At 71.5% G+C, this 23984-nt stretch carries 20 protein-coding genes; 14 read left to right on the top strand and 6 right to left on the bottom strand.

The window, feature by feature from the left end; translation table 11 throughout:
* Positions 1–93 precede the first annotated feature (93 nt).
* The 7 genes from AC0ZLC_RS23145 (at position 94) to AC0ZLC_RS23115 (ending at position 10386) form a co-directional block, all read left to right on the top strand.
* A complete protein-coding gene (locus AC0ZLC_RS23145; RefSeq protein ID WP_476753857.1) occupies positions 94–1581 on the top strand; it encodes a ubiquitin-like domain-containing protein in 1488 nt (495 codons plus the stop codon).
* A 135-nt stretch (positions 1582–1716) separates the two neighbouring features.
* Positions 1717–2628 carry a 16S rRNA (adenine(1518)-N(6)/adenine(1519)-N(6))-dimethyltransferase RsmA gene (gene rsmA / locus AC0ZLC_RS23140; protein WP_476753856.1) on the top strand — a complete coding sequence of 304 codons (912 nt, stop codon included), beginning with the start codon at positions 1717–1719 and terminating at the stop codon, positions 2626–2628.
* Positions 2625–3518, top strand: coding sequence for a 4-(cytidine 5'-diphospho)-2-C-methyl-D-erythritol kinase (locus AC0ZLC_RS23135; protein WP_476753855.1), 894 nt, complete (start codon positions 2625–2627; stop codon positions 3516–3518). The genes rsmA and AC0ZLC_RS23135 overlap by 4 nt, the downstream gene beginning before the upstream one ends.
* Before the next feature lie 85 nt (positions 3519–3603).
* Positions 3604–5409 (top strand): ABC-F family ATP-binding cassette domain-containing protein, encoded by a 1806-nt coding sequence (locus AC0ZLC_RS23130; RefSeq protein ID WP_388788404.1) that lies wholly within the window; start codon positions 3604–3606, stop codon positions 5407–5409.
* 198 nt (positions 5410–5607) lie between these two features.
* Complete coding sequence (locus AC0ZLC_RS23125) at positions 5608–7482, top strand: outer membrane protein assembly factor BamB family protein (RefSeq protein ID WP_476753854.1); 1875 nt, start codon at positions 5608–5610, stop codon at positions 7480–7482.
* A gap of 88 nt (positions 7483–7570) precedes the next feature.
* Entirely contained in the window at positions 7571–9400 is a 1830-nt protein-coding gene (locus tag AC0ZLC_RS23120) for an outer membrane protein assembly factor BamB family protein (RefSeq protein WP_476753853.1), read from the top strand.
* Between the two features lie 281 nt (positions 9401–9681).
* Positions 9682–10386: a helix-turn-helix transcriptional regulator gene (locus AC0ZLC_RS23115; RefSeq protein ID WP_476753852.1), complete on the top strand. Its 705-nt coding sequence runs from the start codon at positions 9682–9684 to the stop codon at positions 10384–10386.
* A 57-nt stretch (positions 10387–10443) separates the two neighbouring features.
* Here the strand turns inward: AC0ZLC_RS23115 and AC0ZLC_RS23110 are convergent, their stop codons facing one another.
* On the bottom strand, positions 10444–10740 hold the full coding sequence (locus tag AC0ZLC_RS23110; protein ID WP_476753851.1) for a hypothetical protein: 297 nt from the start codon (positions 10738–10740) through the stop codon (positions 10444–10446).
* A gap of 20 nt (positions 10741–10760) precedes the next feature.
* Positions 10761–12458, bottom strand: coding sequence for a sodium:solute symporter family protein (locus AC0ZLC_RS23105; protein ID WP_476753850.1), 1698 nt, complete (start codon positions 12456–12458; stop codon positions 10761–10763).
* Between the two features lie 170 nt (positions 12459–12628).
* On the opposite strand from AC0ZLC_RS23105, the gene galT reads away from it, so the two are divergent.
* Genes galT through galK form a run of 3 tightly spaced genes read left to right on the top strand, consistent with a single transcriptional unit; the run spans position 12629 to position 15827 of the window.
* The gene (gene galT / locus AC0ZLC_RS23100; RefSeq protein WP_476753849.1) at positions 12629–13717 is read left to right on the top strand and encodes a galactose-1-phosphate uridylyltransferase; all 1089 of its coding nucleotides are present in this window, start codon (positions 12629–12631) and stop codon (positions 13715–13717) included.
* Positions 13714–14673 (top strand): UDP-glucose 4-epimerase GalE, encoded by a 960-nt coding sequence (galE, locus tag AC0ZLC_RS23095; protein ID WP_476753848.1) that lies wholly within the window; start codon positions 13714–13716, stop codon positions 14671–14673. Before galT ends, galE begins: the two co-directional genes overlap by 4 nt.
* An 11-nt stretch (positions 14674–14684) precedes the next feature.
* Complete coding sequence (gene galK / locus AC0ZLC_RS23090; RefSeq protein WP_476753847.1) at positions 14685–15827, top strand: galactokinase; 1143 nt, start codon at positions 14685–14687, stop codon at positions 15825–15827.
* 100 nt (positions 15828–15927) lie between these two features.
* Here the strand turns inward: galK and AC0ZLC_RS23085 are convergent, their stop codons facing one another.
* Positions 15928–16386, bottom strand: a complete 459-nt coding sequence (locus AC0ZLC_RS23085) for a GNAT family N-acetyltransferase (RefSeq protein ID WP_476753993.1) — start codon at positions 16384–16386, stop codon at positions 15928–15930.
* A 253-nt stretch (positions 16387–16639) separates the two neighbouring features.
* On the opposite strand from AC0ZLC_RS23085, the gene AC0ZLC_RS23080 reads away from it, so the two are divergent.
* On the top strand, positions 16640–17407 hold the full coding sequence (locus AC0ZLC_RS23080; protein WP_476753846.1) for a LuxR C-terminal-related transcriptional regulator: 768 nt from the start codon (positions 16640–16642) through the stop codon (positions 17405–17407).
* Here AC0ZLC_RS23080 and AC0ZLC_RS23075 read toward each other — a convergent pair.
* Positions 17366–17863, bottom strand: coding sequence for a MarR family winged helix-turn-helix transcriptional regulator (locus tag AC0ZLC_RS23075; RefSeq protein ID WP_476753845.1), 498 nt, complete (start codon positions 17861–17863; stop codon positions 17366–17368). The genes AC0ZLC_RS23080 and AC0ZLC_RS23075 overlap by 42 nt on opposite strands.
* A gap of 133 nt (positions 17864–17996) precedes the next feature.
* On the opposite strand from AC0ZLC_RS23075, the gene AC0ZLC_RS23070 reads away from it, so the two are divergent.
* Both AC0ZLC_RS23070 and AC0ZLC_RS23065 read left to right on the top strand, forming a co-directional pair.
* Positions 17997–18806, top strand: a complete 810-nt coding sequence (locus tag AC0ZLC_RS23070) for a trans-aconitate 2-methyltransferase (protein WP_476753844.1) — start codon at positions 17997–17999, stop codon at positions 18804–18806.
* Between the two features lies 1 nt (position 18807).
* Complete coding sequence (locus AC0ZLC_RS23065; protein ID WP_476753843.1) at positions 18808–19215, top strand: VOC family protein; 408 nt, start codon at positions 18808–18810, stop codon at positions 19213–19215.
* Here the strand turns inward: AC0ZLC_RS23065 and AC0ZLC_RS23060 are convergent.
* Together AC0ZLC_RS23060 and AC0ZLC_RS23055 are read right to left on the bottom strand one after the other, a co-directional pair.
* Positions 19212–19886: a TetR family transcriptional regulator gene (locus AC0ZLC_RS23060; protein WP_476753842.1), complete on the bottom strand. Its 675-nt coding sequence runs from the start codon at positions 19884–19886 to the stop codon at positions 19212–19214. The genes AC0ZLC_RS23065 and AC0ZLC_RS23060 overlap by 4 nt on opposite strands.
* Positions 19883–20893, bottom strand: coding sequence for an acyl-CoA desaturase (locus AC0ZLC_RS23055; protein WP_476753841.1), 1011 nt, complete (start codon positions 20891–20893; stop codon positions 19883–19885). The genes AC0ZLC_RS23060 and AC0ZLC_RS23055 overlap by 4 nt, the downstream gene beginning before the upstream one ends.
* Before the next feature lie 325 nt (positions 20894–21218).
* Between AC0ZLC_RS23055 and ppc the strand changes: the two genes are divergently transcribed.
* Complete coding sequence (ppc, locus tag AC0ZLC_RS23050) at positions 21219–23951, top strand: phosphoenolpyruvate carboxylase (protein WP_476753840.1); 2733 nt, start codon at positions 21219–21221, stop codon at positions 23949–23951.
* Positions 23952–23984: the final 33 nt, after the last annotated feature.

Here is a 23984-nt window from a genome sequence, read left to right as displayed (position 1 = left end):
GGAGAGTGTCGCCACGCTGGGTAGCCGCGTTGCTTGGGAGAGTGACGACCGCTCCGCTAGGTTCTGGTCGCCCGATCCCCCTGGAGCGTCGTCGTGAGCAACTCGCAGTACGAGACGTACGAGACGTACGGCCCGGCCGGCCGGTGCGGCCCGACCGTCGTCGACCCGCCGGCGCCGTACGACGTCCTCGACCCGCACAGTGCGCCGACGCTGCCCCACCACGTCCTGGACCCGCACAGTGCGCCGACGCTGCCCCACCACGTCCTGGACCCGCACAGTGCGCCGACACTGCCCTACGACGTCCGCGCCGCGCCCGGGGTCTTCGAGGACACCTACCGGCCCGCCTGCGAGGAGCCCACGCTGCCGTGGCAGACCGTCCCGGACGGCGGGCTCCCGGGTTACGGCGCCGCTCCCGCGGCCGGCGGTCCGCTCTCCGGCGGGCGCGCCGGAGCCCGCCGCGCCGCCCGCCGCAGACGCACCGCCGTACGGCAGGACCCGCTGCGCCGACTCCTGCCGCAGGCGCTGGTCGTGGCGTTCCTGGCGGGCGGCACCACCGCGTTCGTCGCCGAGGACAAGGCGGTCGAGCTGACCGTCGACGGCAAACCGCGCACGCTGCACACCTTCGCGGACGACGTGACCGAGCTGCTCGCGGACGAGGGCGTTCAGGTCGGCGCCCACGACATCGTGGCGCCCGCCCCCGGCACGCCCCTGGCCAGCGGGGACGAGGTCGCCGTCCGTTACGGGCGCCCCGTGCGCCTCACCCTCGACGGCGAGCGGCGCGAGGTGTGGACGACGGCGCACACCGTGGAGGGGGCGCTCCGGCAGCTCGGGGTGCGGGCGGAGGGCGCGTACGTGTCCGCCTCCCCCTCCCGGCGGATCGGCCGGGAGGGGCTGACGCTCGACGTCCGCACGGAGCGCACCGTCACGGTCATGGCGGACGGGCGGGCGCGGACGATCCGCACGAACGCCGCGAATGTCCTGGAGGCCGTCGGGGAGGCCGGCATCACCCTGCACGGCCAGGACACGACCTCCGTGCCGCCCGGCAGCTTCCCGCGGGACGGGCAGACCGTCACCGTCATACGGATCACCGGGACCAGGGAGGTGCGCGAGGAGCTGATCCCGTTCGCGGAGGAGCGGACGCAGGACGCGACGCTGTTCCGGGGCACGGAGGTGGTCGAGCGGGCCGGGCGGCCCGGCACCCGGCGGGTCACGTACCTGGTGCGCACCGTGAACGGCGTCGGACAAAGACCCCGGCGGGTGAGGACCGAGGTGGTGCGCGAGCCGCAGACGCAGGTGGTGAAGGTCGGCACGAAGACGCCGCCGACGTCGGTCGCCGGGGCCGACCACCTCGACTGGGCCGGGCTCGCCGCGTGCGAGTCGGGCGGCCGGCCGGGGGCGGTGGATCCCTCCGGGACGTACGGCGGGCTCTACCAGTTCGACACGCGCACCTGGCAGAGCCTCGGCGGTTCGGGCCGGCCGCAGGACGCACCGGCGGCGGAGCAGACGTTCCGGGCGAAGAAGCTCTACCTACGGCGGGGCGCGAGCCCCTGGCCCCACTGCGGCACCCGCCTCCACGGCTGACGGCCCCCGGGGGCTCCGCCGCCGGACCCCCGTGACGGCCTGGACGGCAGCGTCCTCGAACGCCGGAGGGGCGGAAAACTCCCCGGCGCCGCAGGGGCGCGAGAAGTGGCCGTCACCCACCCGTACCCTTGGTGCGTGAGCAGCCCCACCCCCGACGCCCTCCTGGGCCCCGCCGACGTCCGCGAACTCGCGGCCGTCCTCGGCGTGCGGCCCACCAAGCAGCGCGGCCAGAACTTTGTGATCGATGCGAACACCGTGCGGCGGATCGTGCGGACCGCCGGTGTGCGCTCCGACGACGTGGTCGTCGAGGTCGGACCCGGCCTCGGGTCGCTGACCCTCGGGCTGCTGGAGGCCGCGGACCGGGTCGTCGCCGTCGAGATCGACCACGTGCTCGCGGGAGCGCTGCCCGCGACCATCGAGGCGCGGATGCCGCAGCGGGCCGGGCGGTTCTCGCTCGTGCACTCCGACGCGATGCACGTGACCGAGCTGCCGGGCCCCGCGCCCACCGCGCTCGTCGCGAACCTGCCGTACAACGTGGCCGTGCCGGTGCTGCTGCACATGCTGGAAGCCTTCCCGACCATCGAGCGGACGCTCGTGATGGTGCAGGCGGAGGTGGCCGACCGGCTCGCGGCGCCGCCCGGCTCGAAGGTGTACGGCGTACCGTCCGTGAAGGCCAACTGGTACGCCGAGGTGAAGCGCGCCGGCGCCATCGGGCGGAACGTGTTCTGGCCAGCGCCCAACGTGGACAGCGGCCTGGTGTCGCTGGTGCGGCGGGCCGAGCCCCTGAAGACCACGGCCTCGCGGCGCGAGGTCTTCGCCGTGGTGGACGCCGCGTTCGCGCAGCGCCGCAAGACCCTGCGGGCGGCGCTCGCCGGGTGGGCAGGGTCCGCCGCGGCCGCCGAGGCCGCGCTCGTCGCCGCGGGTGTCTCGCCGCAGGCCCGCGGGGAGGCCCTGACGGTCGAGGAGTTCGTCCGCATCGCCGAGAACCGCGCCGAACGGCCGGCGGACGCCGGGCACGCCGGACACAAGGGGTCGAGGGCATCGTGAAGGTGACGGTACGCGTCCCGGCCAAGGTCAACGTCCAGCTCGCGGTGGGTGCCGCCCGCCCCGACGGCTTCCACGACCTGGCCAACGTCTTCCTGGCGGTCGGGCTGTACGACGAGGTGACGGCCACCCCGGCGGACGGGCTGCGCATCACCTGCGCGGGCCCGGACGCCGGACAGGTGCCCCTGGACCGCACGAACCTGGCGGCCCGCGCGGCCCTCGCGCTCGCCGGACGCCACGGCCGCACGCCCGACGTCCACCTCCACATCGCCAAGGACATCCCCGTCGCGGGCGGCATGGCCGGCGGCAGCGCGGACGCGGCCGGCGCACTGGTTGCCTGCGACGCGCTGTGGGGCACGAACGCCTCGCGCGAGGAACTCCTCGACATCTGCGCCGAGTTGGGCAGTGACGTGCCGTTCAGCCTGGTGGGCGGGGCGGCTCTGGGCACCGGGCGCGGCGAGCGGCTGCGCCCGCTGGAGGTCGGCGGGAGTTTCCACTGGGTCTTCGCCGTCGCCGACGGCGGGCTGTCGACACCGGCCGTGTACGCGGAGTTCGACCGCCTCACCTCGCACGTCACCGTTCCCGAGCCGGCCGCGTCCCAGGACCTCCTCGACGCCCTGGCGAAGGGCGACCCGGCGGCCCTCGCGGCATCGGTCTCCAACGACCTCCAGCCCGCGGCGCTCTCCCTGTTCCCGAAGCTGACGGACACCCTGGCCGCCGGACGCTCCGCGGGCTCCCTGGCCGCGCTGGTCTCCGGGTCGGGGCCGACGACGGCCTTCCTCGTGCGGGACGCGGAGTCCGCGCGCGAGGTCGCCGGCGCGCTGCGCGCCTCGGGCACCTGCCGGGCGGTACGGGCCACCGAGGGCCCCGCGCCCGGCGCGACCCTGCTCTGAGACCGCGGCCTCTGAGACCGCGGCCCGGGCCTCGACGGGCGCGGACTACCCTTGAGGGTCGATCGTCCCCCTCGTCAGGAGAGAAATGGCCGTCAATCTGGTCAATGTCGAGTCCGTCAGCAAGGTGTACGGAACCCGTGCCCTGCTCGACGGTGTCTCCCTCGGCGTGTCCGAAGGGGACCGGATCGGCGTGGTCGGCCGCAACGGCGACGGCAAGACCACCCTGATCCGCATGCTCGCCAAGCTGGAGGAGGCGGACACCGGCCGGGTCACGCACTCCGGCGGCCTCCACCTCGGGGTGCTGACGCAGCACGACTCGCTGGACCCCGCGGCGACCGTCCGCCACGAGGTCATCCGGGACCTCGCCGACCACGAGTGGGCGGGCAACGCCAAGATCCGCGACGTGCTGACCGGTCTCTTCGGCGGCCTGGACCTGCCCGGTTTCCCGCAGGGCCTCGACACCGTGATCGGTCCGCTGTCCGGCGGTGAGCGGCGGCGCATCGCGCTGGCCAAGCTGCTCATCGACGAGCAGGACCTGATCATCCTCGACGAGCCCACCAACCACCTGGACGTGGAGGGCATCGCCTGGCTGGCCCGGCATCTGCGCGAGCGTCGGTCGGCGCTGGTGTGCGTCACCCACGACCGGTGGTTCCTCGACCAGGTCTGCACCCGCATGTGGGACGTGCAGAAGGGCGACGTCTACGAGTACGAGGGCGGCTACACCGACTACGTCTTCGCCCGCGCCGAGCGGGAGCGGATCGCCGCGACCGAGGAGGTCAAGCGGCAGAACCTGGTCCGCAAGGAGCTGGCGTGGCTGCGTCGGGGCGCGCCGGCCCGTACGTCCAAGCCGCGCTTCCGGGTGGAGGCCGCCAACGAGCTGATCGCGGACGTACCGCCGCCGCGGGACACGAGCGAGCTGATGAAGTTCGCCTCGTCGCGGCTCGGCAAGACCGTCTTCGACCTGAAGGACGTGACCGTCCAGGCCGGGCCCAAGCTGCTGCTCAAGCATCTGACCTGGCAGCTCGGTCCGGGTGACCGGATCGGTCTGGTCGGGGTGAACGGCGCGGGCAAGACCTCGCTCCTGCGGGCCATGACCGACGCCGCCCGCAGCGACGGCGAGCAGCAGCCCGCGGCCGGCCGGATCGTCACGGGCAAGACCGTCAAGCTCGCCTACCTGTCCCAGGAGGTCGCCGAACTCGACCCCACCTGGCGGGTGCTGCAGGCCGTGCAGGCCGTGCGGGACCGGGTCGACCTCGGCAAGGGGCGCGAGATGACCGCGGGGCAGCTCTGCGAGACGTTCGGCTTCAGCAAGGAGAAGCAGTGGACGCCCGTCGGCGACCTGTCCGGTGGTGAGCGCCGCCGGCTCCAGCTGCTGCGCCTGCTGATGGACGAGCCCAACGTCCTCTTCCTCGACGAGCCCACCAACGACCTGGACATCGAGACCCTCACGCAGCTGGAGGACGTGCTCGACGGGTGGCCCGGGTCGATGGTCGTGATCTCCCACGACCGGTTCTTCATCGAGCGGACCACCGACAAGGTGTACGCCCTCCTCGGGGACGCCACCCTGCGGATGCTGCCGCGCGGCATCGACGAGTACCTGGAGCGGCGCCACCGCATGGAGGAGGCCGCCGCGGCCGCCGTCCTCGCCGCCGCCCCCGCCCCTGCCAGGTCCGCGTCGGCCGCCGACGCCCGCGCCGCGAAGAAGGAACTGCAGAAGATCGAGAGGCAGTTGGACAAGGTTTCCGACAAGGAGACCAGGCTGCACGCCCAGATCGCCGCCAACGCGACGGACTTCGCAAAGGTGGCCGAACTGGACGCCGAGCTGCGGGAGTTGGCCGGTGAGCGCGAGGAGCTCGAACTGCGGTGGCTGGAGCTCGCCGAGGACGCGTAGGACGCGGCGGGGTGGGTGAAGGGCGCGTGAAGGCGCGTAACGAGGGCATCACGGGCCGGTCCTCCCTTGGGAACAGGGGGAGGACCGGCCCCTTGTTCGAGGGCTGCGCAGTGATAGAAAGGGCCGTCTGAAGACAGTCTGAGAACCACTCCAGCGCGACCGTGGGTGGCTAAAAATCAGTGAAGAGGGGGAGCGCTGATGACTCAGCCGCCCAACCAGCCGCCCAAGGGCGACTCGGGAACACCGCACGACCAGCCGGCCCAGCACGCCTCCGGGGCACCGCAGGACCCGCGGCAGGGCGCCACGCCGCCGCCGCCCCAGGCCCCGCCGGGCCCGCCCGCCGGCGGCCCTCCGCAGCCGCCGCAGCCCGGCTACGGATACCCGCAGCAGCCCGGCCCGTACGCCCAGCCCGGCCCGTACGCCCAGCCGGGCGCGTACACCCCGCCGCAGCAGCCGGGCGCCTTCGGCCAGCCGCAGCAGCCGGGTCCGTACGGGCAGCCGCCGCAGGCCGGTCCCTACGGTCAGCCCCAGCAGCCCGGCCCCTACGGCCGGCCTGGTCCCTACGGGCAGCCGCCGCAGGCCGGTTACGGCTATCCGCAGGGCCAGTTCCCCGGCGGCCCGGTGCCTCCGCCGCCCGGCGGCGGGCCGAGGAACCCGTTCCGGGGCAAGCCCGCGATGATCATAGGCGCGGCGGTCGCCGCGCTGCTCGTCATAGGCGGCACCGTGTTGGCGGTCTCCAGCGGCGACGACGGCGACAAGAAGCCGGTCGCGAAGAAGAGCCAGGACGACAAGCCGACCCAGTCCGCCCCGGTCGACGAGGGCGACGGCAGCGGTGACGGCGGCGAGGACCCGGACAACCTCAACGAGGGCCGCCAGGACGGCGAGGCGAAGGTGCTCTGGTACAAGGAGGCGCCCGACGCCCCCGGTTCCGGCGCCGACGCCCCCGGCATGTGGATCACCGGCAGGACGGCGGTGAAGGCGGCCTACAAGCAGCTCTTCGCCTACGACGTCGGTGACGGCAAGCCCACCTGGGACGCCATCACGTTCCCGCAGAAGATCTGCGCGGCCTCCCGGCAGAAGACGTCCGACGACAAGATCGTCATCGCGTACAAGGCCGGCGCCACGGACGGCGCCAAGTGCAACCAGATCCAGGAGATCGACCTCACCACCGGCAAGAAGGGCTGGAGCGCGAAGGTCGCCGACGGCGGCCTCTTCGACAGCGCCCTGTCCGTCGAACTGACCATCTCGGGCGACACGTTGATGGTCGGCCGCTCGCAGTCCGGCACCGCGTACGACATGTCCTCCGGCAAGAAGCTGTGGGACAAGAAGAAGTACGGCACGGCCTGCTTCCCGACCGCGTTCGCCGGCGGCAGCAAACTGATCTCCGTCTCCTCCTGCGGCGCCGGCAGCTCGAACGCGCACGACGAGGTGCAGGAACTTGACCCGGCGACCGGCAGGACCAGGTGGACGCAGAAGGTCGTCAAGGGCTGGCAGGTCGCGCGGACGTACTCGGTCGACCCGGTCGTCCTGTACCTCACCAACAAGGACAAGAAGCAGTGGAACATCTCCACGCTGAAGAACGACGGCACGATCCGCTCGCAGGTCGACGTCGACGAGTCGTTCGCACCGGAGTGCGGCTGGGCCATCCTCACCCGTGAGCTGCAGGGCTGCACGGGGGTCGCGGCCGACGCCAACACCCTCTACCTGCCCACCGAGGCGAAGAGCGGCCCGAACGAGATCGTCGCGATCAGCCTGGAGAGCGGCAAGGAGAAGTGGCGCACCAAGTCGCCCACGGACCAGACGATGCTGCCGCTGAAGCTCGACGGCGGCGACCTCATCGCGTACGTCGAGCCGTCGTACGACGCGGGCGGCCGGATCGTGTCCGTCCCGACCGGGGGCAGCGGCCACAAGACGACGAAGCTGCTGCAGAACCCGCAGGGCACCGCGGACATCGAGAACGGCTTCTACTCCAAGGCACTCGACTACGTGGACGGACGCTTCTACCTGTCCACGACCCGGCTGACGGGCAACGACGAGTCGAAGGAGAAGCTGATGCTGGCCTACGGCAAGTGACCGCCGGCCCGCCGACAGCGCCCCTTCCCGTCACCTCCACGCGCCCCGCGCGCCCTTCGCACTCCGAACACCCCGAGGTAGAGACGTCATGAGCCAGCCGCCGCCCCCGCCGCCCAACGAGCCCCCGCAGCAGGGAGGGTTCGGCGCCCCGCAGGACCCGCCGCCGGGCGGCTTCGGTGCCCCCCAGCCCCCGCCGCCGGGTGGTTTCGGCGCGCCCCAGACCCCGCCGCCGGCCCCCGGTTACGGCTACCCGCAGCCCCCCCAGCCTCCGCAGACGCCCCCGCCCGCCCCGCCGCAGGGCGCGCCCCCGCAGCCGCCGCAGGGCCCGGGCTACGGCTACCCGCACACCCCGCAGTCGCCGCCGCCCGGACAGCCCGGGTACGGGTATCCGGGCCAGCAGCCCCAGCCGCCGTACGGCTATCCGCAGCCGCAGACCTTCCCGATGCAGCCGCAGGTGCCCCACCAGGGCGGCGGCCGGAAGTTCAGCCCCCAGATGATCATCATCGTCGCGGCCGTCGTCGCCATCGCCCTCATCATCGGCGGGGGGGTCTGGTACAAGTCGTCCTCCGACAAGGACGACAAGAGCAAGGACACCTCCGCGGGACCGGGCGGCAGCTCCGGCGGCACGGACGCGAAGGGCGGCGGCACCTCCGGTGGCGGCGGCGCCAAGGAGAAGGCCCCCTCCGACCCGGCCGCCGAGGTCCTCTTCCAGGTGCCCGCGCACGAGGTCAAGGACGAGCGGATCGACAGCGTCACGGGCTCCTGGCTCACCGACGCGGTGTACGCCAAGGCGGGCGTCGGCAAGATCGTGGGCTACGAGCCCGACAGCGGCTCCGAGAAATGGACCCTCGACCTGCCCGGCCAGACCTGCGCGGGCTCGCGCGAGATCACCGAGGACGGCGTCGCCGCGGTGGTGACCGAGGAGGCCGAGCGCAGCGGCAAGAACGACCGCCATCCCTGCACGAAGGTCGTCGCCTTCGACATGGACACCGGCAAGGAGCTGTGGACCAAGACGGCCGCCATCAGCGGGACGGATATCGCGTTCGGCGAGGTCACCATCAGCGGCAGCACCGTCGCGGTCGGCGGAGGCTACTCCGGTGGCGCCGCGTTCGACGCGAAGACCGGCAAGGTCCTGTGGCAGCCGAAGGCGAGCTCCTGCAAGGACGTCGGCTACGCCGGCGGCGAGCAGCTCGTCGCGGTCCGCAAGTGCGGTGACTACGGCAACGAGAAGTACCAGGTGCAGCTGCTCGACCCGAAGAGCGGCAGCGCCAGGTGGACGTACAAGCTCCCGGCCGGCATCGACAACGCCAAGGTGATCTCCACCAAGCCGGTGGTCTTCGGCGTCGACTCCGGTGACATCACCGCCTCCGGTGTCACGGACGCGTTCTCGCTCGACGAGAGCGGCAAGCTGCGCACCAAGATCACGCTGGCGGACGGCAAGTACGAGCACGACTGCGGCGTCAACAAGGTGCACGACTGCACCGGCATCGCGGTCGGCAACGACAAGCTGTACGTGCCGACCAAGGAGCACGAGGGAACCGCCCAGTACAGCCGGACCAACGAGATCATCTCGTTCTCGCTGGCCACCGGGAAGACCACCGGCGACCGGATCGACGCGGGCGACGGCTACTCGATGTTCCCCATCCGGATGGACGGCGCCGACGTCATCGCGTACAAGGACGGCCCGTACGACAAGGGCGCCCAGGTCGTCTCGGTGGACGGCAAGTCGCTGAAGCAGACGAAGCTCCTGGAGACCCCCGCCTCCGAGACCGTGCTGAGCGCGATCAGCAGCATGGTCCCGAGCTCCTGCGAGCTGCTGTACACCTCCGGCCGCCTGTTCATGGGCAAGGAGCTGATCAGCAAGCCGTACTCGAAGGACGAGAAGGAGTACACGGCTCTCGGGTTCGGCGCCAAGTAGCGCGCGCGGCGCCGAGGAGCGCGCCGCGCGCCAGGACGCACCGGGTACCGCGCGCGGTACCGCACCCCGTGGCCGACGGCCCCGTCCCTGCTCAGGGGCGGGGCCGTGCGCATTCCCCGCATCATGCGCGAGGGGATGGGATTTCGGTGTTCCGGGCCGCTTCTCCCCGGTAGGGGAAGCGCAACGTCGAACAAGCGTGTAGCTTCCGGGGGATGGAGAGCCGGGGGGCTCGTTACCACGGGGAACCAGTGGGGATGCTCAGGGGGACTGGGGGTTGCTCGATGGGAGTTCGGCTCATGGTGGTCGACGACCACCGACTGCTCGCCGAGGCACTGGCCTCGGCGCTGAAACTGCGCGGGCACCGGGTGCTCGCCGCCGCCGCGCCCGCCGCGGGAGCGGCCGAGCTGGTGATCGCCCGGGCACCCGAGGTGTGCCTGATCGGCACGGCGACACCGGCCGAGCCGGGAATCTTCGACCCGGTGGTGAAGATCAAGCGGGAGCGCCCGCAGGTGGCGGTCCTGGTGCTCGGGCCGGTGCCGAACCCGCGCGGGATCGCCGCCGCCTTCGCCTCCGGTGCCTCCGGGTACGTGCGGCACGACGAGCGGATCGAGGGCGTCGAGCGCGCGATCATGAAGGCGAGGGCCGGGGAGGCCGCCGTGGCCCCGCAGTTGCTCCAGGGCGCGTTCGGCGAGCTGCTCAATCCGGCCGCGCAGCCCGACGACGAGGGCCAGCGGCTGCTCCAGATGCTCACCCCGCGCGAGGTGGAGGTGCTGGTGCGGGTCGCGGACGGCGAGGACACCCGGCTGATCGCGGCGGGGATGGGCATCGCGCCGAGCACCGCACGCACCCATGTCCAGCGGGTGCTGATGAAACTGGGTGTGGGTTCGCGCCTGGAGGCGGCGGCGCTGGCCGCGCGCACCGGGCTGCTCGACCGGGCGGGTCCGGTGCCGCACCTCCCCGCACCGACGGGTGCGGGGCCGGAGTGAACTCCGGCCCCGCCTGCCTCGGGCACCGACCGGAACGGCCGGCCGGGCCCGGGTGCGTCACGCGTGCTCGTCCGGCGCCCCGGTCTCGGCCGGCGTCGCCGGGGCGATGGGGCGGAGCTTGAGCCACACCAGGAAGAACAGCCCCAGGGCGAGCATCGCGAGGCCCGTCCAGAGGTTGATGTTGACGTCCTGGGCCTTCTTCAGGTCGGCTTCGGACGGGTTGATCCCGGCGATCGTGACGATCACGCCGTAGACCACGAACAGGCCGCCGATGATCCGCCGGATGTCGAAGAGACGGGCGGCGGTCGCGGACTTGCTCTCCAGTTCGGAGACTTCGCGCTGCAGTTCGGACATGGTCAGTGCCTCCGATCGGGTCAGAAGGAGTACGGGACGTAGCACAGCGCGGCCAGGGCGATCGCGCTCCAGCCCAGCAGCGCCGGCCTGCGGTACCAGGCGTCGTCGCCCGTGGCGGGCGGTTCCGCGAGCCCCGGGGAGGTCGTTCCGTAGACCAGTCCCGCCAGTTCGGCCTCCGGCTTGGGAGCGGTGAACAGGGTGACGGCGACCATGACGACCGCGCCCGCGACGAAGCCGACGATCGCCGACACGAAGTTGGCGCCCTGGTCGCTCGGGATGCTGATGACGCCCTGCTTGTAGATCCAGAAGTAGTTGGCCATCGCGGCCGTGGTGCCCGCGACCAGGCCCCAGACACCGGACTTCATCGAGGCGCGCTTCCAGAACATGCCGATGATGAAGACCACGAACATCGGCACGTTGAAGAAGGAGAAGAGCGTCTGGAGGTAGCTCATGATGTTGGAGAAGCTGGAGGCGATGAACGCCGTGCCGATGGAGGCCAGCACACCGATCGCGGTGATCAGCCGGCCGAACTTGACGTAGTAGCCGTCCTCGCGGTCCGTGACCACGTACCGCTGCCAGATGTCGGTGGTGAACACGGTGTTGAAGGACGACACGTTCGCCGCCATGCCCGCCATGAACGCGGCGAGCAGGCCGGTCACCGCGATGCCGAGGACGCCGTTGGGCAGCAGTTCCTGCATCAGGTACGGGATGGCGTCGTTGTACTGGAGGTCCGAGCCGCCGGTGCCTATCTTCGGGACGAGGACGGCGGCGACCAGGCCCGGGATCATCACCAGGAACACGATGAAGATCTTCGGGAACGCGGCGATCAGCGGGGTGCGCTGGGCGGCGGAGAGGTTCTTCGCGGACAGCGCGCGCTGCACCTCTGCGAAGTTCGTCGTCCAGTAGCCGAAGGAGAGCACGAAGCCGAGACCGAGGACGATCGTCAGCCAGTTCGCGCCGAGCGGGTTGGCTTCACCGATGCCCGTACCGCCCCAGGCGGACAGGAAGTTGTCGCCGTGGCTCTTGCTGAGCGAGTCGGTCAGGCCGTCCCAGCCGCCGACCTTCTTCAGGCCGAGGACGGAGAGCGGGATGAGCGCGGCGAGGATCACGAAGAACTGCAGGACCTCGTTGTAGATCGCCGAGGACAGACCGCCGAAGGTGATGTACGCGAGGACGAAGAAGCCCGCGACGACGATCGCCACCCACTGCGGCCAGCCCAGCAGCGCCTCGACGACGATCGCCAGCGCGTAGAGGTTCACGCCCGCGATCAGCACGGCGGCGAAGGCGAACAGGACCGAGCTCAGCAGATGTGCGGACCTGTCGAACCGCTGGAGCAGATACTCCGGCACCGAGCGGACCTTGGAGCCGTAGTAGAACGGCATCATCACCAGGCCCAGGAAGACCATGGCGGGGATGGCGCCGATCCAGTACCAGTGGACGACGGCCACGCCGTACTGCGCGCCGGTCGCGGCCATGCCGAGGATCTCGGTCGCGCCCAGGTTGGCCGCGACGAACGCGAGACCCGTGACCCAGGCCGGCAGGGAGCGCCCGGACAGGAAGAAGTCGAGGCTCGTCTTCACCGAGCGGCGCGCGGCGAAGCCGATGCCCAGCACCACGACGAAGTAGATCGCCAGGATCGCGTAGTCGAGCCCGTTCGTGGGGAGTCGGAGCCCTTCGGCGAGATAGGTGCCGTGGGGCAGGGAGGTGGGGGACTGCATAGGAACTCGCTTCGTTGCGTGAACGTATCCGACCGGAACCTACGCCTCCGCGTTCAGAAAATGAACACTTCAGTTGATGTTCTTTGTTTGATTGTGATGTTGACGCCCGTGGGGACTTGTGGTTTGTTGTGTTCGGTTCTGTTTGATGGGTGGGACAGGGGAGTCCGGCAGTGAAGAAGACCTCGACCCGGCTGGCGGACGGCCGTGAGCTCGTCTATTACGACTCGCGGGACGACACGGTGCGCGACGCCGCAGACCGGCGTCCGCTGGAGCCGACCGTCACCACCTCCGAGGTCCGCCGCGACCCGCTGCTCGGTGACTCGGTGGCCGTCGCCTCCCACCGGCAGGGCCGCACCTACCACCCGCCGGCCGACGAGTGCCCGCTGTGCCCCTCCCGGGGCGAGAGGCTGAGCGAGATCCCGGACTCCTCGTACGACGTGGTGGTCTTCGAGAACCGTTTCCCCTCGCTGGCCGGTGACTCCGGCCGCTGCGAGGTCGTCTGCTTCACCTCCGACCACGACGCGTCCTTCGCCGACCTCACCGAGGAGCAGGCGGCCCTGGTCCTGGAGGCGTGGACCGACCGCACCGCCGAACTGTCCCATCTCCCCTCCGTCGAACAGGTCTTCTGCTTCGAGAACCGCGGCGCCGAGATCGGCGTCACCCTCGGCCACCCGCACGGCCAGATCTACGCCTACCCCTTCACCACCCCGCGCACCGCGCTGATGCTGCGCTCCCTCGCCGCCCACAAGCAGGCCACCGACGGCGGCAACCTCTTCGACGAGGTCGTGGCCCGCGAACTCGCCGAGGGCGACCGGGTCGTCCTGGAGACCGAGCACTGGGCGGCCTTCGTGCCGTACGCGGCGCACTGGCCCTACGAGGTGCACCTCTACCCCAAGCGCCGGGTCCCCGACCTGCTCGGCCTCGACGACGGCGCGCGCACAGAGTTCCCCCAGGTCTATCTGGAACTCTTGAGGCGCTTCGACCGGATCTTCGACCGGCGGGACGGAGGGAAGGAGGGCGAGGGCGAGCCCGCGACGCCGTACATCGCCGCCTGGCACCAGGCGCCGTTCGGCACGCTGGAGGAGTTCGAGGGCGTCGACCGCGACGACTTCGCACTCCACCTCGAGCTTTTCACCATTCGCCGCACTTCCGGCAAGCTGAAGTTTCTCGCGGGTTCCGAGTCCGGCATGAGCGTGTTCATCAACGACGTGCCGCCGGAGACCGCGGCTCAGCGACTGCGAGAGGTAGCGAGTTCATGAGTGGGAAGTACCTGGTCACCGGCGGCGCGGGCTATGTCGGCAGCGTGGTCGCGCGGCATCTGCTGGAGGCGGGCCACGAGGTCACCGTCCTCGACAACCTCTCGACCGGCTTCCGCGAGGGAGTCCCGGCGGGCGCCGCGTTCATCGAGGGCGACATCCGCGACGCCACCAAATGGCTGGACTCCTCCTACGACGCGGTCCTGCACTTCGCCGCCTTCTCCCAGGTCGGCGAGTCCGTCGTCAAGCCCGAGAAGTACTGGGACAACAACGTCGGCGGCACCATGGCGCTGCTCGCCGCGATGCGCTCCGCGGGCGTGCGCACACTCGTCTTCTCCTCCACCGCCGCGACCTACGGCGAGCCCGAGGTCACCCCGATCGTGGAGAGCGCGCCGACCGCCCCGACGAACCCCTACGGCGCCTCCAAGCTCGCCGTCGACCACATGATCAGCGGCGAGGCGGCGGCCCACGGACTCGGCGCGGTGTCCCTGCGCTACTTCAACGTGGCCGGCGCCTACCGGGACTGCGGCGAGCGGCACGACCCCGAGTCGCATCTCATCCCGCTGGTCCTCCAGGTCGCCCAGGGCCGCCGCGAGGCGATCTCGGTCTACGGGGACGACTACCCGACCCCGGACGGCACCTGCGTCCGCGACTACATCCACGTCGCCGACCTCGCCGAGGCGCACCTGCTGGCGCTGACCGCGGCCCGCCCGGGCGAGCACCTCATCTGCAACCTGGGCAACGGCAACGGCTTCTCCGTCCGCGAGGTCATCGAGACCGTCCGCCAGGTGACCGGGCACCCGATCCCCGAGGTGGCGGCGCCGCGCCGCGCCGGCGACCCGGCCGTCCTGGTCGCCTCCGCCGCCACCGCGCGCGAGCGGCTCGGCTGGAACCCGTCCCGCGCGGATCTCGCGGGGATCGTCGCGGACGCGTGGGCGTTCGCACAGAACAGGGACTGAGGGAGCACCAGGTGGGGGTTCGCGAAGGATTCCAGGAGCTGTACGGGGCCGCGCCGGAAGGCGTCTGGGCGGCCCCCGGCCGGGTCAACCTGATCGGTGAGTACACGGACTTCAACGAGGGGTTCGTGATGCCGCTCGCCCTGCCGCACACCGCGGTGGCGGCGGTCTCCCGGCGCGACGACGGCGTCCTGCGGCTGCACTCGGCCGACGTCGAGGGCCCCGTCGTCGAGCTGCACGTCGACTCGCTCGAGCCGCTGACCAACACCAGCTGGGCCGCGTACCCGGCCGGTGTGGTGTGGGCCCTGCGCGCCGCCGGGCACGCCGTGACCGGCGCCGACGTGCACCTGGCGTCCACCGTGCCGACCGGCGCGGGCCTCTCCTCCTCCGCCGCCCTCGAAGTCGTCACGGCGCTGGCCCTGAACGACCTCTTCGGATTCGGGCTCACCCGGCCCGAACTGGCCCGCCTGGCCCAGCGCGCCGAGAACGACTTCGTCGGCGTGCCCTGCGGGATCATGGACCAGACGGCGTCCGCGTGCTGCACCGAGGGGCACGCCCTGCACCTCGACTGCCGCGACCTGTCGATCCGCCAGGTCCCCTTCGACCTCGCCGCCCAGGGCCTCGAACTGCTCGTCGTCGACACCCGCGTGAAGCACGCCCTCGGCGACGGTGCCTACGCCGAGCGGCGCCAGGGATGCGAGGAGGGCGCCCGCCGGCTCGGCGTCTCCCATCTGCGCGACGTCGCCCACGAGGACCTCGACGCGGCCCTGGCCCGGCTCTCCGACGAGCGCGTGCGCCGCTACGTACGGCACGTGGTCTCCGACGACCACCGGGTGGAGCGGGTCATCGGCCTGCTGGACGCGGGAGACGTGCGCGGCATCGGGCCCGTCCTCACCGAGGGGCACGCCTCCCTCCGCGACGACCTGCGCATCTCCTGCCCCGAGCTGGACCTCGTGGTCTTCGCCGCCAACGCGGCCGGGGCGCTCGGCGCGCGGATGACCGGCGGGGGCTTCGGCGGTTCGGCGGTCGTCCTCGTGGAGTCCGCCGACGTCGACACCGTCACCAAGGCGGTGACGGAGGCGTTCACCGCGGCCGGCCACACCGCCCCCCGCGTCTTCCCGGCGGTGCCCGCGGCGGGCGCCCGCCGGGTGGGCTGACCGAAGGGGTTCCCGGTCCGGGGACGAGCGCGCGGCGCGCTGACGGGGGTCCGGGGCCGGCGCCCCGGGTACGGGACGGACAGCTGGGGAGCCCCGCGGTTCAGCGGGTCAGACGCTTCGTCAGCGTGTACTCGGTGATCCCCGGCGGATAGCCGGGGATCACGCACACCACCTCGTAGCCCTGCTTCTCGTAGAACCCGGGTGCCTGGAAGTCCCAGGTCTCCAGCCGGGCACTGCGGCACCCGTGGTCGTCCCGCGCCGCCCGCTCCGCCCGGGCGAGCAGCCGGGCCCCGAGCCCGGCCCCCCGGTACCGCTCGTCCACCCAGAGATACGTGACGTGGAGCCAGGTCGCCCACGCGTGCCCGACCAGGCCCCCCGCGAGGGCGCCCGTCCCGTCCAGCGCCCAGACATGAAGCGGAACCTCCCGTTCGCCGGGGGTTCCGCGCAGGGAGCGGAGCACCGGGGAGGCCCGCGTGTTGGCGTCCCGCAGCCGCCTGCGCAGCAGATCCCGTCGCTCCCGGTCCACTTCTGTCTCAAGACGGAACATACGGCTCACCATAAACGCGCTGGCCAACCAGTTCTGCAAATCGCCTTCCGCTCCCCGCTCCCGGGCCTACCCTGATGGACAGTGCCGGTGGGGGCCGGTGCTGATCAGGGGGCGAGACAGCCGGGTACGACGCCCGGAGTGGGGGTAGCAGTTCCAGCACGGCGGCGGCCGTGCGGCTGCGTCGCCCCACCCCGGGTCCTGGGGGCCAGGGGATCATTCCGGGCGCCGTACCTGCGCAGGCCGTCCTCCGACAGTGGGGGTTTCAGTGGTTCGCATCCGTGTCCTGGTCGTCGACGACCACCGCATCTTCGCCGAGTCGCTCGCCGCTGCCCTGGCCGCCGAGCCCGACGTCGACGTGTCCGCGGCGGGCAGTGGCCCCGCCGCACTGCGCTGCCTGGAGCGGGGCGCCGCCGAAGGGCGCAGATTCGACGTGGCTCTCGTCGACGCGGACCTGGGCGGCAACGTGCCGGGCACGCGTCCGGCCGTCCCCGTGCAGGAGAGCAACGAGGACGGGCTCGTCGACGGGATCTCCCTCGTCGCCGGGGTCCGCTCCGGTCAGCCCCACGTCCGCACGGTGGTCCTCGCCGAGAAGGACGACCCGCGCCGCGCGGCCCTCGCCCTCCAGGCCGGCGCCTCGGGCTGGGTCGCCAAGGACTGCTCCCTGTCCCGGCTGCTGACCGTCATCCGGGGAGTCCTGCGGGACGAGACGCATCTGCCGCCCGCCCTGCTCACCGGCGTGCTGCGGGAGCTGACCGCCGCCCGCAAGCACCGCACCGAGAGCGAGCGGCTGGTGGAGTCCCTCACGCCGCGGGAGCGGGAAGTGCTGCGGTGCATGGTCGCCGGGCTGGGGCGCAAGGCCGTCGCCGAGCGGCTGTTCCTCTCGCCCCACACCGTGCGGACCCACATGCAGAACGTCCTCGGCAAGCTCGGGGTGCACTCCACGCTCGCCGCGGTCGCGCTCGCGCGCCGGGCCGGGGTCGGACCCGCCGACCTAACCGGGGATGTTGTCGAACGGGGCGGTCAACTGGCGTAGCAGTGCGGCCAGTTCGCCGCGCTGTCCGCGGCTGAGCTCCGCGAGGATCGCGCGCTCCTGGTCCAGGAGTCCGGCCAGTGCCTGGTCGGCGCGGTCCTGGCCCTCCTCCGTGAGCCGCACCAGCACACCGCGCCGGTCGCTGGGATCGGGCAGCCGCTCCACCAGGCCCTTCTTGGCGAGCCGGTCGATGCGGTTCGTCATCGTGCCCGAGGTGACCAGGGTCTGGGTGAGGAGCTGGCCGGGGGAGAGCTGGTAGGGGGCGCCCGCACGCCGCAGCGACGTCAGGACGTCGAACTCCCAGGGCTCCAGGCTGTGCTCGGCGAACGCCAGCCGGCGCGCCCGGTCCAGGTGCCGGGCCAGCCTGCTCACCCGGCTGAGCACCTCGAGCGGTTCCACGTCGAGGTCAGGGCGCTCCCGGCGCCACGCTGCGACCAGCCGATCGACCTCGTCCTCCATGACGATCAGTGTAGTGGTTGTGTCGACGTGAAGTCTCTTGACGTCAAGATACTTGGGTGTGAGGGTGGAGATCGCCCAGGACACCTCGCCCAGGTCACGTCCCCGCCGGACGTGCCCCTCCAGGAGGCCCGCCATGCCCGCCGCCGCTCCCCACTGGGACCCCAGCCAGTACCTGCGCCACGCCGACCACCGCGCCCGCCCCTTCATCGACCTCCTCGCCCGAGTGCCGGCCCTGCCGCGTGAGCCCGCCCGCATCGCCGACCTCGGCTGCGGCCCCGGCAACGTCACCGCCCTGCTCGCCGAACGCTGGCCCACCGCACACATCACCGGCTACGACAACTCCCCGCAGATGCTGGAACGCGCCCGCACCGACCACGCGGGCCCCACCCCGGGCGGCGGCCGCCTCGACTTCGAAGACGCCGACGCCCGCACCTGGACGCCCGCGGAGCCGTACGACCTGATCATCAGCAACGCCACCCTGCAGTGGGTACCCGGGCACCCCGCGTCCTTCCCCGCCTGGGTCGAGGGCCTCACCCCCGGCGGCACCCTCGCCTTCCAGGTCCCCGGCAACTTCGACTCGCCCAGCCACCGCCTCATGCGCGAGATCACCCGCTCCCCGCGCTGGCAGGACCGCCTCGGCGAAACGCTGCGCCACGACGGGGCGATCCTCACCCCCGCCGGCTACCTGGACCGCCTCGTCGCCCTCGGCTGCCGGGCCGACGTCTGGGAGACGACGTACCTGCATCTCCTCCCCGGCGAGGACCCGGTGCTGGACTGGGTGAAAGGAACGGGTCTGCGGCCCGTCCTCACCGAACTGGGCCCGGACGCGGACGCCTTCATCGACGAGTACCGCGAGGCCCTGCGCACCGCCTATCCGGCCGGCGGACACGGCACGGTGTTCCCGTTCCGCCGCGTCTTCGCCGTCGCCCGGAAGGCTGACTGAGGTGCTGACCGCCGTCGACCACGTCCAGCTCGCCGCCCCGCCCGGCTCGGAGGACGCCCTGCGCGCGTACTACACGCACGTCCTCGGCATGACCGAGATCCCCAAGCCGCCCGCCCTCGCCGCCCGCGGCGGCTGCTGGTTCGCCGCGGGAACGGTGCGGCTGCACCTCGGGATCGAGAAGGGCTTCCGGGCCGCGAAGAAGGCCCACCCCGGCCTGCGAGTCCGTGGCATCGAGGCGTACGCCGACCGGCTCACCGCCCACCGGGCCCCCGTCACCTGGGACGACGGCCTGCCCGGCCACCGCCGCTTCTACTCCGAGGACCCGGTCGGCAACCGGCTCGAATTCCTGGAACCGGTCGCCGGTCCTTGGAAGGCTCATGAAGACCCAAGATCTGCACGAGCCTTCTAGGCCTTGCGGTGGCCTATCAGGCGCGGCTTCGCCTCCAGGCCGTCCAGGCCGTGCCACGCCAGATTCACCAGATGCGCGGCCACCTCGGCCTTCTTCGGCCGCCGCACGTCCAGCCACCACTGGCCCGTCAGGGCCACCATGCCCACCAGCGCCTGCGCGTACAGGGGCGCCAGCTTCGGATCGAAGCCGCGGCTCTTGAACTCGCGGCCCAGGATGTCCTCCACCTGGGTGGCGATGTCCGAGATCAGCGACGCGAAGGAACCCGTCGACTGCGGGATCGGGGAGTCACGGACCAGGATCCGGAAACCGTCCGTGTACTCCTCGATGTAGTCCAGGAGCGCGAACGCGGCCTGCTCGCACAGCTCACGGGGATGGCCGGCCGTCAGCGAGCTGGTCACCATGTCCAGCAGCCGGCGCATCTCCCGGTCCACCACCACCGCGTACAGGCCCTCCTTGCCGCCGAAGTGCTCGTACACCACCGGCTTGGAGACCCCGGCCTTCGCCGCGATCTCCTCCACCGACGTGGCCTCGAAACCCTTCGCGGCGAACAGCGTGCGACCGATCTCGAGCAGCTGCTGACGTCTCTCCGCACCGGTCATACGGGTGCGGCGCGGACGCCGCTGCTTGTCGTTGCCGGATGTGCTCGAGTCGGTCGCCACGCTGTCCATCATGCCGCTTCGGCGGTCTCCGGCCTGCGGCGGGCGCCCGTCCCGTCCGGGTTCCGGCGGGAATCGATACGCGAGCGTGACGGCCAGCGCACGTCGTACGCCCAGCCCAGCCGCTCGCACCAGCGGATGATCCGCGCCGAGGAATCCAGCTGACCGCGCTCCACACCGTGCCGCGCCGACGTCGGGTCCGCATGGTGCAGGTTGTGCCAGGACTCGCCGCACGACAGCACGGCCAGCCACCACACGTTGCCCGAACGGTCACGCGACTTGAAGGGCCGCTTGCCCACCGCGTGACAGATCGAGTTGATCGACCACGTCACGTGGTGCAGCAGCGCCACGCGCACCAGCGAACCCCAGAAGAAACCGGTGAACGCGCCCCACCAGGACATCGTCACCAGACCACCGATCAGAGCCGGCAGCGCCAGGGACAGCGCCGTCCAGGCGAGGAACTGCCGCGAGATCGCCCGGATCGCCGGGTCCTTGATCAGATCAGGCGCGTACTTCTCCTGCGAGGTCCGCTCCTCGTCGAACATCCAGCCGATGTGCGCCCACCACAGGCCCTTCATCAGCGCCGGAAGCGTCTCGCCGAAACGCCACGGCGAATGCGGGTCACCCTCGGCGTCCGAGTACTTGTGGTGCTTGCGGTGATCGGCGACCCACCGCACCACCGGCCCCTCCACCGCCATCGAACCGGCGATCGCCAACGCGATCCGCAGCGACCGCTTGGCCTTGAAGGAACCGTGCGTGAAGTACCGGTGGAAACCGATCGTGATGCCGTGGCAGCCCAGGTAGTAGAAGAACACCAGCAGGCCGAGGTCCAGCCAGCTCACCCCCCGGCCCCAGGCCAGCGGCACCGCCGCCAGCAGGGCGAGGAAGGGAAAGACGATGAAGAGGAGCAGCGCGAACTGTTCCACCGAACGCTTCTGCTCACCGCCCAGCGTGGCGGGCGGCAGCGAGCCGTCGTCGTCCGCCCGGGGGGCGTCTTCGAACACATCGGAGCTTGCGGTCATGGGCGTCCCCTTGTGGGGTCGAGGGTCAAGAGTCAGAAAATGCCGGAAGCAGGGACCCGACAGACATACCTGGAGCTGACGGGCATCCCTACGGTTCCGTAACCTACGGCATCGTAAGTATGACAGCGCGAAAGCCGACGGCAACAGCCCGACAGTCTGCGCGTCCGCATGGACACCTATCCTTGGAGTCGGTCGGACAGCGCGGTCCGTTCTGAAATCTTCCCGGGCGCCACGTCCCTGAGCGGCACCCCGCCGCGCGGTCACCACCCGGGTTCCCCGCCAGACGAGCTTCAGACGAGCTTCAACACTGCAAGGAGCCGCACCTGTGAGCAGTGCCGACGAACAGACCACGACGACCAGCAGCGAGCTGCGCGCCGACATCCGCCGCCTGGGCGACCTGCTGGGAGAAACCCTCGTACGCCAGGAGGGCCCCGAACTCCTGGAACTCGTCGAGAAGGTCCGCAGCCTGACCCGCGAGGACGGCGAAGCCGCCGCCGAGCTGCTCCGCGGCACCGAACTGGAGACCGCAGCCAAGCTGGTCCGCGCCTTCTCCACGTACTTCCACCTGGCGAACGTCACCGAACAGGTGCACCGCGGCCGCGAACTGCGCGCCAAGCGCGCCGCCGAAGGCAGCCTCCTCGCCCGCACGGCCGACCGCCTCAAGGACGCCGACCCCGACCACCTGCGCGACACCGTCCGCAACCTCAACGTGCGCCCCGTCTTCACCGCACACCCCACCGAAGCCGCCCGCCGCTCGGTCCTCAACAAGCTGCGCCGCATCGCCGCCCTCCTCGAAACCCCCGTCACCGAGGCCGACCGACGCCGCTACGACACCCGACTGGCCGAGAACATCGACCTCGTCTGGCAGACCGACGAACTGCGCGTCGTCCGCCCCGAGCCCGCCGACGAGGCCCGCAACGCCATCTACTACCTCGACGAACTGCACGCCGGCGCCGTCGGCGACGTCCTCGAGGACCTCACCGCCGAACTCGAACGCGTCGGCGTCGACCTCCCCGACGACACCCGCCCCCTCACCTTCGGCACCTGGATCGGCGGCGACCGCGACGGCAACCCCAACGTCACCCCCCAGGTCACCTGGGACGTCCTGATCCTCCAGCACGAACACGGCATCAACGACGCCCTGGACATGATCGACGAGCTCCGCGGCTTCCTGTCGAACTCCATCAGATACACCGGCGCCACCGAAGAACTGCTCACCTCCCTCCAGACCGACCTCGAGCAGCTCCCCGAGATCAGCCCCCGCTACAAGCGGCTCAACGCCGAGGAGCCCTACCGGCTCAAGGCCACCTGCATCCGCCAGAAGCTCGAGAACACCAAGCAGCGCCTCGCCAAGGGCACCCCCCACCAGGACGGCCGCGACTACCTCGGCACCGGCGAACTGCTCGCCGACCTCACCCTCATCCAGAGCTCCCTGCGCGAGCACCGCGGCGCCCTCTTCGCCGACGGCCGGATGAACCGCACCATCCGCACCCTCGCCGCCTTCGGCCTCCAGCTCGCCACCATGGACGTCCGCGAACACGCCGACGCCCACCACCACGCCCTCGGCCAGCTCTTCGACCGCCTCGGCGAGGAATCCTGGCGCTACGCCGACATGCCCCGCGACTACCGCGGCAAGCTCCTCGCCAAGGAACTGCGCTCCCGGCGCCCCCTCGCCCCCAGCCCCGCCCCCGTCGACGCCGCGGGCGAGAAGACCCTCGGCGTCTTCCAGACCGTCAAGAAGGCCCTCGAAGTCTTCGGACCCGAGGTCATCGAGTCGTACATCATCTCCATGTGCCAGGGCGCCGACGACGTCTTCGCCGCCGCCGTCCTCGCCCGCGAGGCCGGACTCATCGACCTGCACGCCGGCTGGGCCAGGATCGGCATCGTGCCGCTGCTGGAGACCACCGACGAACTGCGCGCCGCCGACGTCATCCTCGACGAAATGCTCGCAGACCCCTCCTACCGGCGCCTGGTCGCCCTGCGCGGCGACGTCCAGGAGGTCATGCTCGGCTACTCCGACTCCTCCAAGTTCGGCGGCATCACCACCTCCCAGTGGGAGATCCACCGCGCCCAGCGCCGCCTGCGCGACGTCGCCCACCGCTACGGCGTCCGCCTGCGCCTCTTCCACGGCCGCGGCGGCACCGTCGGCCGCGGCGGCGGCCCCTCCCACGACGCGATCCTCGCCCAGCCGTGGGGCACCCTCGAAGGCGAGATCAAGGTGACCGAACAGGGCGAGGTCATCTCCGACAAGTACCTCGTACCGTCACTCGCCCGCGAGAACCTTGAACTGACCGTCGCCGCCACCCTCCAGGCATCCGCCCTGCACACCGCCCCCCGCCAGTCCGACGAGTCACTCGCCCGCTGGGACGCCGCGATGGACGTCGTCTCCGACGCCGCCCACGCCGCCTACCGCCGGCTCGTCGAGGACCCCGACCTGCCGACCTACTTCCTCGCCTCCACGCCGGTCGACCAGCTCGCCGACCTGCACCTGGGCTCACGGCCCTCCCGCCGCCCCGGCTCGGGCGTCTCGCTCGACGGACTGCGCGCCATCCCGTGGGTCTTCGGCTGGACCCAGTCCCGGCAGATCGTGCCCGGCTGGTTCGGCGTCGGCTCCGGCCTCAAGGCCCTGCGCGAGACCGGCCTCGACAGCGTCCTCGACGAGATGCACGAGCAGTGGCACTTCTTCCGCAACTTTCTGTCCAACGTCGAGATGACGCTGGCCAAGACGGACCTCAGGATCGCCGGCCACTACGTCGAGACCCTCGTCCCCGACGAGCTCAAGCACGTCTTCGACACCATCAAGGCCGAACACGAACTCACCGTCCGCGAGGTGCTGCGCGTCACCGGCGGCGAACGACTGCTCGACAACCACCCCGTCCTCCAGCAGACCTTCGCCATCCGCGACGCCTACCTGGACCCCATCTCCTACCTCCAGGTCGCCCTCCTCAAGCGCCAGCGCGACGAGGCCGCAGCGGGCTCCGAACCCGACCCGCTGCTCTCCAGGGCCCTGCTCCTCACCGTCAACGGCGTCGCCGCCGGACTGCGCAACACCGGCTGACCCACCCGGCACACACAAGTGGCCCCCGCCCTC

It is taken from the genome of Streptomyces sp. GLSS-08, from assembly GCF_056387915.1.
Note: the sequence above shows the minus strand (reverse complement) of the source record. Positions and strands in the feature narration are given on the sequence as shown.

Excerpts from the sequence above, each read along its gene's own strand:
- AC0ZLC_RS23070 (WP_476753844.1), top strand. The coding sequence starts at position 17,997 with ATGCCCGCCGCCGCTCCCCACTGGGACCCCAGCCAGTACCTGCGCCAC.
- AC0ZLC_RS23055 (WP_476753841.1), bottom strand. The coding sequence starts at position 20,893 with ATGACCGCAAGCTCCGATGTGTTCGAAGACGCCCCCCGGGCGGACGAC.
- galE (WP_476753848.1), top strand. The coding sequence starts at position 13,714 with ATGAGTGGGAAGTACCTGGTCACCGGCGGCGCGGGCTATGTCGGCAGC.
- AC0ZLC_RS23105 (WP_476753850.1), bottom strand. The coding sequence starts at position 12,458 with ATGCAGTCCCCCACCTCCCTGCCCCACGGCACCTATCTCGCCGAAGGG.
- AC0ZLC_RS23130 (WP_388788404.1), top strand. The coding sequence starts at position 3,604 with ATGGCCGTCAATCTGGTCAATGTCGAGTCCGTCAGCAAGGTGTACGGA.
- AC0ZLC_RS23060 (WP_476753842.1), bottom strand. The coding sequence starts at position 19,886 with ATGATGGACAGCGTGGCGACCGACTCGAGCACATCCGGCAACGACAAG.
- AC0ZLC_RS23120 (WP_476753853.1), top strand. The coding sequence starts at position 7,571 with ATGAGCCAGCCGCCGCCCCCGCCGCCCAACGAGCCCCCGCAGCAGGGA.
- AC0ZLC_RS23110 (WP_476753851.1), bottom strand. The coding sequence starts at position 10,740 with ATGTCCGAACTGCAGCGCGAAGTCTCCGAACTGGAGAGCAAGTCCGCG.
- AC0ZLC_RS23085 (WP_476753993.1), bottom strand. The coding sequence starts at position 16,386 with ATGGTGAGCCGTATGTTCCGTCTTGAGACAGAAGTGGACCGGGAGCGA.
- AC0ZLC_RS23125 (WP_476753854.1), top strand. The coding sequence starts at position 5,608 with ATGACTCAGCCGCCCAACCAGCCGCCCAAGGGCGACTCGGGAACACCG.
- AC0ZLC_RS23115 (WP_476753852.1), top strand. The coding sequence starts at position 9,682 with ATGGGAGTTCGGCTCATGGTGGTCGACGACCACCGACTGCTCGCCGAG.
- AC0ZLC_RS23075 (WP_476753845.1), bottom strand. The coding sequence starts at position 17,863 with ATGGAGGACGAGGTCGATCGGCTGGTCGCAGCGTGGCGCCGGGAGCGC.